This window comes from Nonomuraea sp. CA-143628 (assembly GCF_050942315.1).
Taxonomy (GTDB): Bacteria; Actinomycetota; Actinomycetes; order Streptosporangiales; family Streptosporangiaceae; genus Nonomuraea.
Window position 1 is genome coordinate 8,854,401 of record NZ_CP192072.1, and the last position, 15,424, is coordinate 8,869,824.

Below are 15,424 nucleotides of genomic sequence, written 5' to 3' on the forward strand. Positions count from 1 at the left end.
TTTCCAGCGACTCGCGGGCGCCGCAGGAGCACCGCCCGGCCGACGCCATGTTCGCGCGTCAGCGAATGGTAGGATGAACCCCTGTTTGTGAGTACCTCTAAACCCTGGATAGCATCGGTTTACGTGACCACTGTGCGGCTGAACTCAGCAGATCCAGTCTCTTTCGACACCGACGCGCTGATCGTCGGGTTCAGGTCCGGCCCCGAAGGCCCTCGCCCCGCCACGGGCGCCGAGTCCCTCGACGCGGCCTTCGGCGGCAGACTCGCCGCCACGCTCACCGCCGTCGGCTTCTCCGGCAAGCCCGGAGAGCTCGCCAAGGTGCCCGTGTTCGGCGCCATCACCGCTCCGCTGCTGGTCGCGGTCGGTCTCGGCGACTCCGCCAACGCCACGGCCGACGCCGAGGCACTGCGCCGCGCCGCCGGCGCCGCCGTACGGTCCCTCGCCGGCACCGCCCGCGCCGCGCTCCTCCTGCCCGCCGAATCGGCCGCCCAGGCCGAGGCCGTGGCGCTGGGCGCACTGCTGGGCGCCTACGGGTTCTCCCGCTACCGCACCAACGGCGAGGTGAAGGAGCCCGTGGGCGACCTCACCGTACTGTCGGCGAACGAAGCGGATGGATCCGACGGGATCGCCGGCCGCGCCTCCGTACTCGCCGAGTCGGTCACGCTCGTCCGCGACCTGGTCAACACGCCACCCTCCGACCTGTGGCCGGCCAAGTTCGCCGAGATCGCCGAGCAGCGCGGCGGCGAGGCCGGGCTGAGCGTCGAGGTGCTCGACGAGAAACAGCTCAAGGACGGCGGCTACGGCGGCCTCATCGGCGTCGGCCAGGGCTCGGCCAACCCGCCGCGCCTGGTCCGCCTCTCCTACACCCACCCCGAGGCCACCAAGACGCTGGCGTACGTGGGCAAGGGCATCACGTTCGACTCCGGCGGCCTGTCGCTCAAGCCGTCCGCCTCCATGGACTGGATGAAATCCGACATGGGCGGCGCGGGCGCGGTTCTGGGCGCCCTGATCGGCGTCGCCCGCCTCGCCCCGAAGGTCAACGTCGTCGGCTACCTCTGCCTGGCCGAGAACCTGCCCAGCGGCACCGCGCAGCGCCCCTCCGACGTCATCCACAGCTACAGCGGCAAGACCGTCGAGGTGCTCGACACCGACGCCGAAGGCCGCCTGGTCCTCATGGACGGCATCGCCCGCGCCGCCGAGGACTCCCCCGACCTGATCGTCGACGTGGCCACCCTCACCGGCGCGCAGATCGTCGCACTCGGCTGGCGCACGGCCGGCGTCATGGCCAACGACGACGCCGTGCGTGAGCTGGTCGTCGAGGTGGCCGGCGCCGCGGGCGAGGGCGCCTGGGGCATGCCGCTGCCGGAGGAGCTGCGCAAGGGCCTCGACTCCCCGATCGCCGACATCGCCAACCTCCAGCCCGAGCGTTGGGGCAGCATGCTGGCCGCGGGCATCTTCCTGAAGGAGTTCGTGCCCGACGGGGTGCGCTGGGCGCACATCGACATGGCCGGACCCGCGTTCAACAAGGGCGAGCCGCACGGCTACACGCCGAAGGGCGGCACCGGGGCCATCACCCGCACGCTCATCGGACTGGCCGAGCGGCACGCGAGCATCTGAAACAAATGAAAAGATGACGGCATCACGAACACCCCGACAAGGAGCCTGACTGTGGCCTACGACATCGTCGTCCTGGGAGGCGGCAGCGGCGGATACGCCTGCGCGCTACGGGCGGCTGAGCTGGGCAAGACGGTCGCCCTGATCGAGAAGGACAAGATCGGCGGCACCTGCCTGCACAGGGGATGCATCCCCACCAAGGCCCTGCTGCACTCGGCCGAGGTCGCCGACGAGACCCGCGAGAGCGAGACGTTCGGCGTCAAGGCCCGGTTCGACGGCATCGACGTGCCGGCCGTCCACGCGTTCAAGGACAAGATCGTCACCCGCGCCTGGAAGGGCGTGCAGGGCCTGCTCAAGGGCGCCGGCGTGACGATCGTCGAAGGCGAGGGCCGCCTGGTCGGATCAAACCGGATCCAGGTGGGCTCCGAGGTCTACGAGGGCCGCGACATCGTCCTGGCCACCGGCTCCGCCCCCAAGTCGCTGCCCGGCCTGGACATCGACGGCGAGCGCGTCATCACCAGCGAGCACACGCTGAGGATGGACCGCGTGCCCTCCTCGGTGATCGTGCTGGGCGGCGGCGTCATCGGCGTCGAGCTGGCCAGCGTCTACCGCTCGTTCGGCGCCGAGGTCACGATCGTCGAGGCGCTGCCCCACCTGCTGCCGACCGAGGAGGAGTCGAGCTCCAAGCTGCTGGAGCGCGCCTTCCGCCGCCGCGGCATCAAGTACGAGCTGGGCGTCTTCTTCGAGGGCGTCAAGACCACCGACACCGGTGTGGTCGTCACGCTCGCCAACGGCAAGACCCTCGACGCCGAGCTGCTGCTGGTCGCGGTCGGCCGCGGCGCCGTCTCGGCCGGGATGGGCTTCGAGGAGCAGGGCATCAGGGTCGAGCGCGGCGCGGTCGTGGTCGACGAGCACTGCCAGACCTCGGTCCCCGGCGTCTACGCCATCGGCGACCTGATCCCGACCCTCCAGCTGGCCCACGCCGGGTTCGCCGAGGGCATCATGGTGGCCGAGCACATCGCGGGGCTCAACCCGCCCGCCATCGACTACGCGGGCGTGCCGCGGATCACCTACTCCGACCCCGAGGTCGCCTCAGTGGGCATCACGTCCGCTCAGGCCGCCGAGCGCGGCATCGAGATCGTCGAACAGGTCTACGACCTCGCGGGCAACCCCAAGAGCCAGATCCTCGGCACCGCGGGTGCCGTCAAGGTCATCGCCCAGAAGGACGGCCCCGTCGTGGGCGTCCACATGGTGGGCCGCCGCATCGGCGAGCTCGTGACCGAGGGTCAGCTGATCTACAACTGGGAGGCGCTGCCCGCAGAGGTCGCCCAGCTCATCCACGCCCACCCGACCCAGTCCGAGGCCGTCGGTGAGGCGATGCTGGCCCTGGCCGGCAAGCCGTTGCACGTACACAACTAATTCAAGCCCTCTGAAATCAGAACGCGAGAGAAGATAACGATGCCGGTCTCTGTACAGATGCCCCAGCTCGGCGAGAGCGTCACCGAGGGCACGGTGACCCGTTGGCTGAAGAAGGAGGGCGAGCGCGTCGAGGCCGACGAGCCGCTCCTCGAGGTGTCGACCGACAAGGTCGACACCGAGATCCCGTCGCCGTCCGCCGGCGTCCTCACCAAGATCGTCGTCGCTGAGGACGAGACCGTCGAGGTCGGCGCCGAGCTCGCCGTCATCGACGAGAACGGCCAGGCCGGCGGCGCCGCCACGCAGGAGGCCGCGCCGGCGCCCGCCGCGCAGCCCGTGCCGCAGCCGGAGCCCGAGCCTGCCCCGGCTCCCGCGCCGGTCTCCTCGATCCCGCAGCCCGCTCCTGCCCAGGCCCCGCCGCCCGCGCCCGCTCCGGCTCCCGCGCCGGTGCAGCAGGCTCCGGCCGCTCCGGCACCCGCCCAGCAGGCCCCGGCCGCCACCGCCGAGCCGACCCCGCTGCCGTCCTCGGGCGACAGCCCCTACGTCACGCCGCTGGTGCGCAAGCTCGCCAACGAGCACGGCGTCGACCTCGAGTCGATCACCGGCACGGGCGTGGGCGGTCGCATCCGCAAGCAGGACGTTCTGGAGGCCGCCAAGTCGCAGCGCGAGCAGGCCGCCGCGCCGGCTCCCGCCGCCGCCCAGGCCGCTCCGGCTCAGGCCGCCGCGCCCGCTCAGGCCGCGCCGGCTCCGGTCGCCGCCGCTCCCGAGCCCGTCGAGGTCGACACCACGCTGCGCGGCCGTACGGAGAAGATGTCGCGCCTGCGGCAGACGATGTCCAAGCGCCTGGTCGAGTCGCTGCAGACCGCGGCCCAGCTCACCACGGTCGTCGAGGTCGACGTCACCAAGATCGCCCGGCTGCGCGAGCAGGCGAAGGCCGACTTCCTGCGCCGCGAGGGCGTCAAGCTGTCGTTCATGCCGTTCTTCGAGATGGCGGCCATCGAGGCGCTCAAGCAGCACCCGAAGCTCAACGCCACGATCAACAACGAGACCATGGAGGTCACCTACTTCGACGTCGAGCACCTGGGCCTCGCGGTCGACACCGAGCGCGGCCTGATCGCGGCGGTCATCAAGAACGCCGGCGACCTCAACCTGGCCGGCCTCGCCCGCAAGACCGCCGACCTGGCCGAGCGCACCCGCGCCAACAAGGTGACGCCCGACGAGATCACCGGCGGCACGTTCACGCTGACCAACACGGGCAGCCGCGGCGCCCTGTTCGACACGCCGATCCTGAACCAGCCGCAGGTCGGCATGCTCGGCACCGGCGCCGTCGTCAAGCGTCCGGTCGTGATCGACACGCCTGAGGGCGAGGTCATCGCCGTTCGGTCGATGGTGTACCTGGCCCTCACATACGACCACCGCCTCGTGGACGGCGCTGACGCGGCCCGCTTCCTGACCACCGTGAAGCGGCGCCTCGAAGAGGGTCGTTTCGAGGCCCAGCTGGGACTCGCGTAGTTCAGGCGCACCAGGGCCGGGGAGTCTTCCTCGGCCCTGGCCACCGCCTCACAAAGGGCTTCGCTTTCGGCGCTTCGCGCTTTTGGCAGCTCAGACGTTGCCTCCAGTCGGGCCAGGGCCCGACCCCTGAAGCACCTCGCCCCGCTCGGGCGCCTTCCTGGAACGCGGCTACGCCGCGCGCTTCGCCCAAAGGCTTGGATCCTTGCCCAGAGGAATCGCGTGGGATGAGATTGGCTGGAGGCGGTCTGGGATCGCCACAGCGCCTCTACACCACACCTGGCCTCACGGCCCGTAACGGCGTTGGGGCGTTGCCTCGTCACGCTCCACGCGGGTAATTCGCCATAAGCTCGCGTACCTCCGGAACGCTGCCATACGGCTCAAGCCCTTCCAGAACCACCCGCGCCCGGTCGGCCGTGCGGTCGCTGGCCACATCTGCCGGCAGCTCCAGCATCCGCCGCGCGGTTTTCGCCGCTTCCTCCGGCTCGTTCGCGTCTGTGAGAGCCACGGCCAGCCACGACAGGTAGAGCGCGAGTTCCCGCGTGTGGGTCGTACTGGGAGAGCACCTCAGTCAGCAACGGCACTGCTCGTAACGGCCGTCGTAACTCCGTCTGGACCCGCGCCTCCATGATCTGGAGTTCCCTGGCGTCCACCCATTTCCCCATCCGGTCATCTGCGACCTCGTCCCAGCCGGCGATCACGACCCGGTGATCACGCTGCGGATCGACTGGGTGGCCCCGTCGGAGGAGGAGGCGGTCGCTGTGCTCGACAGCGTGCTCGCCGGGTATCGGTCGGACCAATGGCCGGTCAAGCGGCTGGCGGAAGGGCTCTACCAGGTCCCCGGCTTCGCGCTGGACCTTACGCCGGACACCGTACTGATCCGCTCCGGCCCGGTGCTGGCACGGCTCATCGCCGCCGACGACCCCCGTCGTGTCAGGCGGCTCGCGCCGCTGGTTCAGGCAGCGATCGCGGATGTTCGTCAAGCATCATCGGCCATTCCCGCTCGAACGAGCTCTCCGTGACAGCCCACTGTGGTGACCTGCCTGGATCGGGCGGGCTTGCCCTCCGGCAGCTTGTTACGCTGCGCACCATGATCCACCCCCTACACCGGTCATTCCGACTTCCCGCGACATTCGACACGCTGCGCGCCTTCGTTCTCGACGGCTTCGACCCCGAGGCCGGCCTGGAGATTTATGAGATCGCATGGAAGAAATGCGGTTCCTTGTTGTGCGGCGATCTCGACGCGGTGCTCCTCGATCCATCACCTGACACCAGCGATCCGTTGGAGCTCGGCTACCAGAATCAGCCGATCGAGATCGTCCCCTTTGGCCGGAACGGCGGTGACGGGCTCCACTACGGATGGGCTGTGCTCGCGCCCGAGATGGATCTCGATGACCACCCGTGCGTGTCGTTCGCCCCGGTCGACGACCACGCGGTCTGGCTCGGCGACACCACCAAACAGGCGCTGGAGAACCTCCTGGTCGGCAGCGTGGCCGGTTGGGTGGAGTGGGGGCGTGCACAAGGATGGCCGTCACCGGCGAACGATCCGCGATGGACGGAACTGTGCCGCGCCCTCGACCTGCGTCCCGAGATCGGCTCCCCGGAAATCACGGGCGGCGCACGTTCGAGCCGGGCGATCCGCCCCACGGTTCCCCCCGGCTGGCGGTACGAGCCGACTGACGATGGCATTGGTGTGCTCGCCGAGGCTGCGGCGTTCGCACCTGTGGCAGTAGAGGTTGGTCCTTCGTGGGACGGTGATGAGCACATCGCTCACGCGCGGGAACTTCTTGTCGCCGGATACGCCGCATCGGCGCTGTGCGTTCTCAAGGCGACCTACCCAGAGCGTGAGGTCGTCCAGACCATGCGAGACGCATACAAGGCGCTTGGCCGCACACTGCACGTCGAACGCGCGGAAGCCTGGCTCCGGCAAAACCCATAACGCTCGTAAGGCCGGAGGACGGTGTCGAACCGGCGCTCGGCGCATGCCGCCAGTGCCGCCACTTCGCCGACGCTGGGCACGCGTTCACCCGCACATCAGGCCAGCCGTCCGGGCCGATCATGGACCTCTGACCGTCTCGGGCTCCCCCGACGCCGAGCGACAACAGTTGCTGGATACAAACGCCGGTTTCCGATGTTCCTTCGACCCCTACACGCCTTTGCGGGGCGTCACCTCGTCACGCTCCGAGCCGGTAACTCGATGAAGCTGCGCCTCGAAGAACCCAGACTTCGACCGAGGGCTCGATCAGCTGGTGGCGGTGACGAGGTAGACGTCACTGCCGACGACGTGGCCGAGCAGTTCGTCGACGCGATCGGCGGGGAGCGCGATCACCAGGCCCGTTCGTGGCTCGCCGCCGGACAGGTCGAGGACGGTGACGCCGGGGAAGGTGAGGGATTCCGCCTTTTCGCCCGATGTGGCGCGTGGGAGTACAAGGCGCAGCGTGGCTGTCGTGCCCCGGGCGGCCGCGTCGGCGTACAGATGGCCAGGGCCCGGGCGGAGGGTGATGACCGTCTTGCCATCTACGGCGCCGCGTGGCAGACGAGGGCCCAGGGCTTCCGGGGGCACCTGCTTGCTCTCCTCGATCTGGCGCAGCACGTATCGGCCTGCCGCGCCGGCCGCATCCGGACCCTTCACGTCGGTGGCGGCGAGGACCTGGTACGGGTGCAGCGTACGCGCGGCCACCCAGCCGCCCGGCGACCGGACGGCCAGGCTGCCCGCGACGACAAGGATCCCCATGACGGCCGCCACGGCCACCAGCCACGGGCCTAGCCGCAGCGGTCGCGCCTTCCGCCCACTCACCGAAGCTCCGACCACAGGTGCGAGGTCGTCGAGTGAGCTGTCCTGCCGCTCCGCAAGGTCAGGAACGGGCCCGGGGGTCTCGGTAGTGTGCCCGGCGCCGTCCCGAGCAGGCCCGGCGGGGTCCGAAACGGGCTCGGCGGACTTCGACGCGGGCTCAGCTGACTTCGGGGCGAGTCCGGAGGGGTCCAAAACGGGCCGCATGGGCTCCGGGGCGGGCTCGGTGGCCGGGTAGCCGAGGCTGGTGGCGTGTTCACTGTCGGCCGCCCCGACCACCCAGAGCTTGTCCAGCTGCCGCCACTGCTCCGGCTCGCCAGAGTACTCGGCGGGCCGCCGCAGCCCCATCGTGTCCAGCAACGTCCACCGATACACGTCGAACGCCGAACGGAACAACTCCCCGTACGGCTCAGCGGCACGCACCGCCCCCCGATACCCCCACCACGCGACCACCAGCCCGCCCCAGCAACACCCCAGCGCCCAGTGCCACGGCAGCAGCACCGCCCCGAGCGCCCCGCCCGCCAACGAGAACGCCAGCCCCAGCCCGCTCACCGTGACCATGAGGTCGAGATCCCCAGCGGCCCCCGCGAACGTCTGCCGGAAGGTGTCCGGCAGCGTGGTGTACAGGCGCGGCCACGCCGTCACCCCGTCGATGCCGTACCTGTCGCGGCTGTGGTCCTCGGCTCCGCGCAGAATGTTGCCCAGCTCGGTCGGCATCAGCCGGGACTCGTCCACCGGATACAGGGAGCCCCGCTGGTCATCGGATGCCAGGAAACGCGGCCGGCACCGCTCGGCCAGCCACTCGCCGTACGGCAGGCCGTCCCAGTAACCCTCATAGACCCGGATAAGCCCGGCCCGCCGCACGGCGACGAGCTGGCTGATCAGCAGCGCGCCCGCGAGGACCAGCCCCGACAGGACGACCTGCACCTCCGCGCCGAGCCCCGACCACCAGCGGGCCGCGGTGACCCAGCCCACACCCGCGACGGCGACCGCCGCCAGGGCGCTCAGGAAGGCCAGCACCGGCAGGAACGTCGTGGTGAGCAACCGGCGGTCGACCACCCCCGACGCCGCTTCGACGAGTCCGCCCATGTCAGGCGCTCCAGTAGGGGACGAAGTCGTGGTCCCCGTGCTGGCATGTGTAGGCGGCCGCCTGACTGAAGCGGCGGAAGGTGTTCGTCGCGCCGCAGGTCTTGCACTGGATGCGGCTGGGGCCCGGCGCGGCCCGCCTGCCGTAGGGCTGCGCGTCGCCGAGCTGCCGTCCGGAGACGAGACGGGAGTCGGTGTCGCGAACGATCTCCGCTTTGATCGCCTCGGCGCTGACCACGCCCACGACATCCTTCCCCCGTACGATCACCAGGCCTGGGGTGCCGGACACCAGCGCGTGCAGCAGGTCGGCCGAGTCGAGCACCTCGCCGAACGGAGTGTTCGCCTCCACGACGCAGGCCGGTCCCCGCTCGCCCGCGCCGATGAGCCCGGCAGGCTCACCGTCCGGCCCGAGCAGGACCGTGAACCCCGTCCCGCCGTCCGCCACCTCCGCGACGGTGAAGTCACCGGTCATCATCTCCTCGACCGGCCGTTGCCGCTCCACACCTTCCCCCTCCTATCGTGATCACCCCTCCTATCGCGACCACCCCTCCTATCGCGACCACCCCTCCTATCGTGACCACCCCTCCTGCAGCGATCAGAGCCAGTCGCCAATCAGCGTGAACGGCGCCCAGTGGTACGGATCGGCGAACGCGAGCACGCCGAGGCCCGGTACCGCACCCGCATCCGTGCCCGCATCCGTGCCCGCATCCGCACCCGCATCCGTGCCCGTGCCCGTGCCCGTGCCCGTGACGAGCGTGGCCTGCAGCATGCCCACCTCCGCGCCCTGCCGCTGCTCCTCGTTCAGGTCGGGGCAGGCGACGAGGTCGCGGAACAGGCCGGCCGCCGCCGAGTAGTCGCCCGCCGCCAGGCGCAGCCGCGCCTCCTCCAGCCGGACGGCGGCCAGTGCCCTGGGGTCGCCCGCCAGGCGCCGGCGGGCGCCACGCGCGTAGTCCAGGACGTCGGCGATCGTCCTGTCGCGCAGCCACAGCTGCGCCCTGCGCAGGGCCTCGGCCTTGGGCGAGCCGGCCCGCAACGCCGCGTAGAACTCGCCGAACAGCATGCTGGTCGACAGCTCGTCCACGCGCCACAGGGCGACCAGTGCCGAGGGCGCGCCCGCGTACAGCAGCGCCCTGGTCAGGCCGATCAGCTCGTCTCCTGGGCGGCTCTGGCTCACGCCGGTCTCGCAGGCCGCCAGTGTCACCAGGTCCACGTCGAGCCGGAGCCCGAGGATGTCCGCCGCGGTCAGTCTGCCGCCCGCGAGCTCGATCCCGGACCGCATCGGGTCCTCGCGGTCGAATACGCCATGTGTGGCGAAGTGGACGATGTCCGGCGCCTGCCCGGGTTCGGCGAACCGGGCCAGCAGGCTCTCACGGGAGGCATCGCCCGACGCCAGCACCTCCTGGCCGCCGAGCGTCTCCGACACGGCCAGCGCCTGCTCCCTGGCGAAGGCCAGCGGATGCTCTTCGGGCGGCGCGGCGACGATGAGCGCGCTCGCGCGGCGCCCCTTCCGCTTGGCCCGGCAGTAACGCAGCACGGAGGCCGACGGCACGAACACGACCGGGTTGCGGTCGATCAGCGGGACGCCCTCGACGGGCACGGCCTGCAGGGGCAGCAGGTGAAGGGAGTCGTGCGGCACCAGGTAGACCACGTCCCCCGGCTCGGCCCACTCGGCCACCGGCGCGAGCAGCCGCACCAGCCGCTCGTCCGCGAGGTGCGCGCCGAGGCCGGCCCTGTCGCGGGCCAGGGTGTCCCCGGCGGCCCCGGCCAGCTCGCGAAGCTCGGCTCGGGTCACGTCAACGGTGACGACCTGCGGCTCCGGCGCGTCGGCCGTCACGCCGAAGACATACGTCTCGTGGTCGGTCACGTGGTACTCGGCCAGCACCAGACGAGCCATGGTGTCGGTCCCCTCTGGCCCGTCCTGGGAAGGGCCCGGAGTCAGCAGGGCGGTGATGGCGTTCCAGCCGAGGCGTTCTCCCCGGCGCATCGACACGTACTCGGGAGCCGGCTCGGCGAGCCGGTCCTCCAGCCGGTGCAGGCGCGACAAGTTCTGCCTGTAGGCCGTCAGCAGCGCCGCGTCCGCGGATCCGCCGGCGCGCAGGCCCGCCTCCTGCGTACGCAGAAGGCGGCGGGTCTCGGCCTCCTCGGCGAGGATCGTCTCCGGTGCGCCGGGCGGTGCGGCCAGGGCGGTCCAGGCCAGCCTGCGTACGAGCTCCTGACCGCGCGCGGCGTCCGCCCATTCGAGTGCGCCCGCCCTGTCGCGCAGGTGGAGCGAGAGCCGGACCAGCATTCCGAGGGCGTCGAGACGGGACTCGCTGAAGTAGGTGACGGCGTCCGCCTCGTCGAGCAGCGCCCACCTGGCGTCACGCATCGCCTCCGCCGCGGCCAGGTAGGCCACGCGCGCCTGCGCGTAGTCCTCCTCCAGCATGCTGATCTCCGCCAGCAGGACGCGCGTCTGGTAGACGGTGTGCGGGTCGGCGAGCGTCTCGGCCTCCCGCAGCGCCTCCTGAAGGTGGCGGCGCGCGAGAGGGAGGTCGTCCTGGTCGCGCGCCAGCACTCCCAGGTCGCAGAGGGTGGCCACGACCGCGCGCCGGTAGCCCGCCCTGCGCTGGATGTCCAGCGCCCGTTCATGCACGCGGCGGGCCTCGTCGTACTGCCGGGCGAGCTGGAAGAGCGACGCCATAGCGCCAAGATCGTCGGAGACGCCCAGTTCGGCGCCGATCTCCAGATTGATCGCCAGGGAGGTGGCGAAGCATTCCATGGCTTCGCGATGCCGCCCGCCTGTGTCCAGCACACGGCCCACGTTGTGCGTGGCGGCGGCCTCGCCCTCCCTGTCTCCCGCCGCGCGGTAGGCTTCGGCCGCCTGCCTGGCCAGCCGTTCCGCCGGTGCCGGTTCGTTGAGCAGTTCGTGGACGAGGCCCAGGGTGAGCAGCGTGTGCCCGAGCAGCGCCGGGTCGGCGCAGTCGCGAGCTGTGGGCTCGATGCCGGCGAGCAGCCCGCGCGCCTCGGTGAGACGCCCCAGGTCCTTGACCGCGACGGCGAGGTTGACGACGGCGCGTACGGTGCCCTCGCGTGAACCGGCCCGCTTGAACAGGTCCACGGCCTTCCGGTGGGACTCCTCGGCCTCGGCGAGTTGCCCAAGGTCGCGCTGCACCAGGCCAAGGGTGTCCAGGGTGCCCGCGTACTGCTCCGCCGCCCCGGGGTCATCACCCAGCAGCTCACCGGCCTGGACCAGCGCCCCCAACGCCTCCTGGCCCCGGCCCGCCTTCAGCAACGCCAGCCCGAGCCACTGCCGCAGCGCTGACCTGACGGCCGGATCGGCGCGCCTGCCGTCGGCGAGCCTGCACGCCTGCCGGTATTCGCGGGCCGCGTCCTGCGGCCGCCCGCGGGCCAGGCGCCGCCGCGCACGGGCCAGGTTGGGCGTCCAGGGGTCGCCGATCCGGACACGCAAACGCCTTGGCATGGCCCTCCGCGCTGGTTCTTCCGCCGCCACGCAGAAGCTATCCCCACCGGATCGTTCTGAGAAGGGCGAGAGACGCATTCGTGATCGGGCGTGAACGGCGGCGTTCGCGGGGAAATCCCTCCAGTGGGTGACAAGCGGGCGTTACCTGACCACGGTCTGCTGATCCGGCCGCCGGGGCGGGCCGACCGAGTGTCAGCGTGGGCACGGCGGATCGGCTGCGTGACGCCTGCCGCGCTCGGCGTGTGGGCGGCGGCCCGCACGGGCGGGGGCGCCGCCTGGCTGCCCCTGCTGGCCGGTCTGCTGGTCAGCGGGCACGTGGCGGGCAGGATGACGGCCTGGCGCGGCCTGGTCCGCAAGCGGGCCCGGCTGCGGCGCTGGGGAGAGATCATCGTGCTCGCGGCCGGCGCGCTGCTGGCCTTCTCCCCTGCCGGAGAGTGGCTGGCCTCGGCCTGGGCGACGACGGCCTGGGCCACGGCGTTCAACGGGGTGTTCCTGGTGGCCGCCGTGCTGTTGTTGCAGGTCGGGGTCGGCACCTTCCGCGCCGTGGCCAGGGTGCCGAAACCCTTGCGGGCCCCGCTGGCGCTCTGCTCGATGCTGGCGACCGTGCTGCTGCGTTACGCGTGGACGCCGTTCCTGCTGGCGTACGTGGCGTACCCCGACCCCCGGCTGGCCGGGCCCGCGCTCGCGCTGTGCCTGGTGGAGACGGCCGAGACGCTCCAAAGGATCGCCGTCGGCACTCCTCAGGCACAACAATCCGACGTACGGATGATCACGGCCGAGAATCTCGGTGAGTGGCTGCACGACGGTTTCCTGACCCGCCGCCGTAGGCCCGACTACGCGTTGATCTCCGCGCTGCTGCTGGACGCGCGGCTCACCGTCGGCTCCGTGTCGGCTGAGACGGCGCTGCGCCGTGTCGAGCTGGCCGAGCTCGCTTTGGACCTGGTCGACGCGGCGGTCGTGCCGCGGACCACCGGGCGGCTGGCGCGGCACCAGGAGATCCAGCGCACCTGCTGTCTGTGGCTACGAGCGGAGATCTACCAGTATCTCGGGCTGGAGGACGAGGTGCTGGCCACCTGGCGGGAGTGCGCCCGCCGCTTCTCCGCCCTGGGCCTGCCGCGGATGGCGGCCCAGGCCCGGCACACCGCCTGGAGCCGTCTGATCGCCAGGCACGGTCTCAGCCCGGTGGACCTGGACCACGAGCTCCTCTCGCCGGACGACAGCCCGTACCTGCGGAGAAACGCGCTCATGGGCCTGGCGGTGATCACGCAGCAGCGCGGTGACGAGGAGGGCGCACGCCGGCTGGAGGCGCGGGCCATGGCGATCCGCCGCGGCGGGATCAGGGAGCGGCTGGCCTGGGGACGGGAGCAGGCGCTCACGTTCATCAACCATCCCTTCGCGCTGCTGATGGGCGTGCGCGGGCACACGAACCTGGACAGGCAGATGCGCTCGTGGCTGTCCCGGCGCACTCCCGCGCCCTTCCCCGCTTGGGGCAATCCCATCCGCGACCTCACGCTGCGCGCCGACGATCTCGTGACTGAGGGCCGCCCCGCCGAGGCCGCCGCGCTGTTCGCCGAAGCCGCGCTGCGCGCCCGCTCGGCCGGGCAGGTGACATGGGAGATGAACGCGCTGACAGGGCTGTCCCAGCTCGCCAGGTCCGTGGGCGACATGGAGGCAGCCAGGGACAGCCTGCTTGAGGCGGTGCGCTCGGCGGAGGACGTACGCGGGCGCTCCCTTAGCCCCGACCTGCGGATCAGCGCGGGCGGCTCGATCAGCGGCCTGTACGACCTGGGTGTGTGGCTGTTCGCCTCGACCGCGCCGCAGGCACCCGGGGACGGCGGCACCGCGGTCACCGCCTGGCAGTTCTCCGAGCTGGGCCGCTCCAGGGTCTTCCTCGAACTGCTCGGCGAGCGGCTGCCGCCGCCCGCCGAGGGATCCGCCGCCGAGCGGGAGGCTTATGACGCTTATATCCGTCTCCGTGACCTGTCGGACCTTGAGAGCCCCAACGCGGCCCAGGCCGTGCGGAGGGCCCACGATGAGTGGCACGCGGCGTGCGCCGAACTCGCCGCGCAGGGCGGCGCCGCAGGCGAGTACGCCGCCCTCCGGCTCGGGCGTCCGATCGAGTACGACGAGCTGCGCCGCCTGCTGGGCACAGGCGGCGAGGTCATACCCGCGGACCCGCACACCGATGAGGAAGGCGGCATTAGCCGCAGTCAGGGATGACCGCGCATGAGCTGTGCGCCGGACTGGACATGACCAGGCAGTCGGTCAGCAAGCACTTGGCCCTTACGTTGGGCTGTTCCCCTGATCAGTTAGACGCCCCTCGAGGAAGGCCCGCTCGACCTCGTTGTCGGTCAGCTCCAGCGCCTGCCGGTACGCGGTCGCCGCCTCGTCCGTACGGCCGAGTCGCCGCAGCAGATCCGCCTTGATCGCCGGCAGGTACTGGTACCGGGAGAGCCGGCCATCCTGCTCCAGCGTCTCCACCAGCGTCAGTGCGACCGCCGGTCCATGGAGCATCGACACCGGCACGGCCCGGTTCAGCGCGACGACCGGTGAAGGCCAGAGCGCCAGCAGTCTGTCGTACAGTGCCACGATCTGCGGCCAGTCCGTCCGCTCGTACGACGGCGCCTCGGCGTACAGCAGGGCGATCGCCGCCTGCAGCAGGTAGCGCCCGGCGTGGCCGCCGCGCAACCCGGCCACGACCAGGTCGTGCGCCTCGGCCAGCGCGCCGCGGTCCCACCGCGAGCGGTCCTGCTCCTCAAGCCGCAGCAACCGGCCGTCAGCGCCCGTCCGGGTCGCGCGCCGGGCGTCGGTGACCACGAGCAGTGCCAGCAGCCCTCGTACCTCTGGCTCGTCGGGCATGAGCTCTCGCAGCGCGCGGGCCAGGTGCAGCGCGCGGTCGGCCAGGTCGGTGCGCATGAGCGCGGGGCCCGAGGGGGCCGTGTGCCCGGCGCTGAACAGCAGGTGGAGCACGCCGAGTACGGCTGCCAGCCGGTCCGGCAGTTCCGCCGGGCGCGGCACCCGATAGGGGATGCGGGCGACGGAGATCTTCTTCTTGGCCCGGGTGATGCGGGCGGCCATCGTCTGCTCCGACACCAGCAGCGCCCGGGCGACGTCCGGGGTCGGCAGCCCGCACACCAGCCGTAGCGTGAGCGCGAGCCGCGCCTCCTGCGCGAGCGCGGGGTGGCAGCAGGTGAAGATGAGCCGCAGCCGTTCATCGGGTACGGCATCCTCCAGTTTCGCCGCATCACGGTCCGCCGGCCTGTGCGGGGCGAGCTCTTCGGACTCCACCAGCAAGGGCATCTTCGAGCGGAAGGTCCGCTCGCGGCGGATCGCGTCCATCGCCCGGCGCTTGGCCGTGGTGGTGAGCCACGCCGCGGGGTTGGCGGGGATCCCGTCGCGTTCCCAGACCGAGAGTGCCGCGGCGTACGCCTCCTGTACGCACTCCTCGGCCAGGTCCAGGTCCTGCGCGACGCGCACCGTCGCGGCGAGCACGAAAGCCCACTCGCGCCGATGCGCGTCAGCCACCTCCTGCCCCGTCTCCGGGTGTC

At 71.4% G+C, this 15,424-nt stretch carries 11 protein-coding genes; 6 read left to right on the top strand and 5 right to left on the bottom strand.

Annotation, left to right across the window (positions count from 1 at the left end; genetic code table 11):
- Nucleotides 1–123: 123 nt before the first annotated feature.
- Genes ACQP2T_RS40305 through sucB form a run of 3 tightly spaced genes read left to right on the top strand, consistent with a single transcriptional unit; the run spans nucleotide 124 to nucleotide 4,542 of the window.
- Nucleotides 124–1,617, top strand: a complete 1,494-nt coding sequence (locus tag ACQP2T_RS40305; protein WP_433510097.1) for a leucyl aminopeptidase — start codon at nucleotides 124–126, stop codon at nucleotides 1,615–1,617.
- Between the two features lie 51 nt (nucleotides 1,618–1,668).
- On the top strand, nucleotides 1,669–3,033 hold the full coding sequence (gene lpdA, locus ACQP2T_RS40310; RefSeq protein WP_433510098.1) for a dihydrolipoyl dehydrogenase: 1,365 nt from the start codon (nucleotides 1,669–1,671) through the stop codon (nucleotides 3,031–3,033).
- Between the two features lie 39 nt (nucleotides 3,034–3,072).
- Nucleotides 3,073–4,542, top strand: coding sequence for a 2-oxoglutarate dehydrogenase, E2 component, dihydrolipoamide succinyltransferase (sucB, locus tag ACQP2T_RS40315; protein ID WP_433510099.1), 1,470 nt, complete (start codon nucleotides 3,073–3,075; stop codon nucleotides 4,540–4,542).
- A 316-nt stretch (nucleotides 4,543–4,858) separates the two neighbouring features.
- On the opposite strand, the gene ACQP2T_RS40320 is transcribed toward sucB, so the two are convergent.
- Nucleotides 4,859–5,047, bottom strand: a complete 189-nt coding sequence (locus ACQP2T_RS40320; protein ID WP_433510100.1) for a hypothetical protein — start codon at nucleotides 5,045–5,047, stop codon at nucleotides 4,859–4,861.
- Nucleotides 5,048–5,246: 199 nt separating this feature from the next.
- On the opposite strand from ACQP2T_RS40320, the gene ACQP2T_RS40325 reads away from it, so the two are divergent.
- Both ACQP2T_RS40325 and ACQP2T_RS40330 read left to right on the top strand, forming a co-directional pair.
- The gene (locus ACQP2T_RS40325) at nucleotides 5,247–5,561 is read left to right on the top strand and encodes a hypothetical protein (RefSeq protein ID WP_433510101.1); all 315 of its coding nucleotides are present in this window, start codon (nucleotides 5,247–5,249) and stop codon (nucleotides 5,559–5,561) included.
- A 68-nt stretch (nucleotides 5,562–5,629) separates the two neighbouring features.
- Nucleotides 5,630–6,478 (top strand): hypothetical protein, encoded by an 849-nt coding sequence (locus tag ACQP2T_RS40330; RefSeq protein ID WP_433510102.1) that lies wholly within the window; start codon nucleotides 5,630–5,632, stop codon nucleotides 6,476–6,478.
- 303 nt (nucleotides 6,479–6,781) lie between these two features.
- Here the strand turns inward: ACQP2T_RS40330 and ACQP2T_RS40335 are convergent, their stop codons facing one another.
- The 3 genes from ACQP2T_RS40335 to ACQP2T_RS40345 form a co-directional block, all read right to left on the bottom strand.
- Nucleotides 6,782–8,419 carry a hypothetical protein gene (locus ACQP2T_RS40335; RefSeq protein ID WP_433510103.1) on the bottom strand — a complete coding sequence of 546 codons (1,638 nt, stop codon included), beginning with the start codon at nucleotides 8,417–8,419 and terminating at the stop codon, nucleotides 6,782–6,784.
- Nucleotide 8,420: 1 nt separating this feature from the next.
- Nucleotides 8,421–8,918 (bottom strand): hypothetical protein, encoded by a 498-nt coding sequence (locus ACQP2T_RS40340; RefSeq protein WP_433510104.1) that lies wholly within the window; start codon nucleotides 8,916–8,918, stop codon nucleotides 8,421–8,423.
- Nucleotides 8,919–9,011: 93 nt separating this feature from the next.
- Entirely contained in the window at nucleotides 9,012–11,876 is a 2,865-nt protein-coding gene (locus tag ACQP2T_RS40345; RefSeq protein WP_433510105.1) for a CHAT domain-containing protein, read from the bottom strand.
- 123 nt (nucleotides 11,877–11,999) lie between these two features.
- Here ACQP2T_RS40345 and ACQP2T_RS40350 point away from each other — a divergent pair, with 123 nt between their 5' ends.
- On the top strand, nucleotides 12,000–14,096 hold the full coding sequence (locus ACQP2T_RS40350; RefSeq protein ID WP_433510106.1) for a hypothetical protein: 2,097 nt from the start codon (nucleotides 12,000–12,002) through the stop codon (nucleotides 14,094–14,096).
- Between the two features lie 63 nt (nucleotides 14,097–14,159).
- On the opposite strand, the gene ACQP2T_RS40355 is transcribed toward ACQP2T_RS40350, so the two are convergent.
- Nucleotides 14,160–15,401 (bottom strand): RNA polymerase sigma factor, encoded by a 1,242-nt coding sequence (locus tag ACQP2T_RS40355; RefSeq protein WP_433510107.1) that lies wholly within the window; start codon nucleotides 15,399–15,401, stop codon nucleotides 14,160–14,162.
- Nucleotides 15,402–15,424 lie beyond the last annotated feature (23 nt).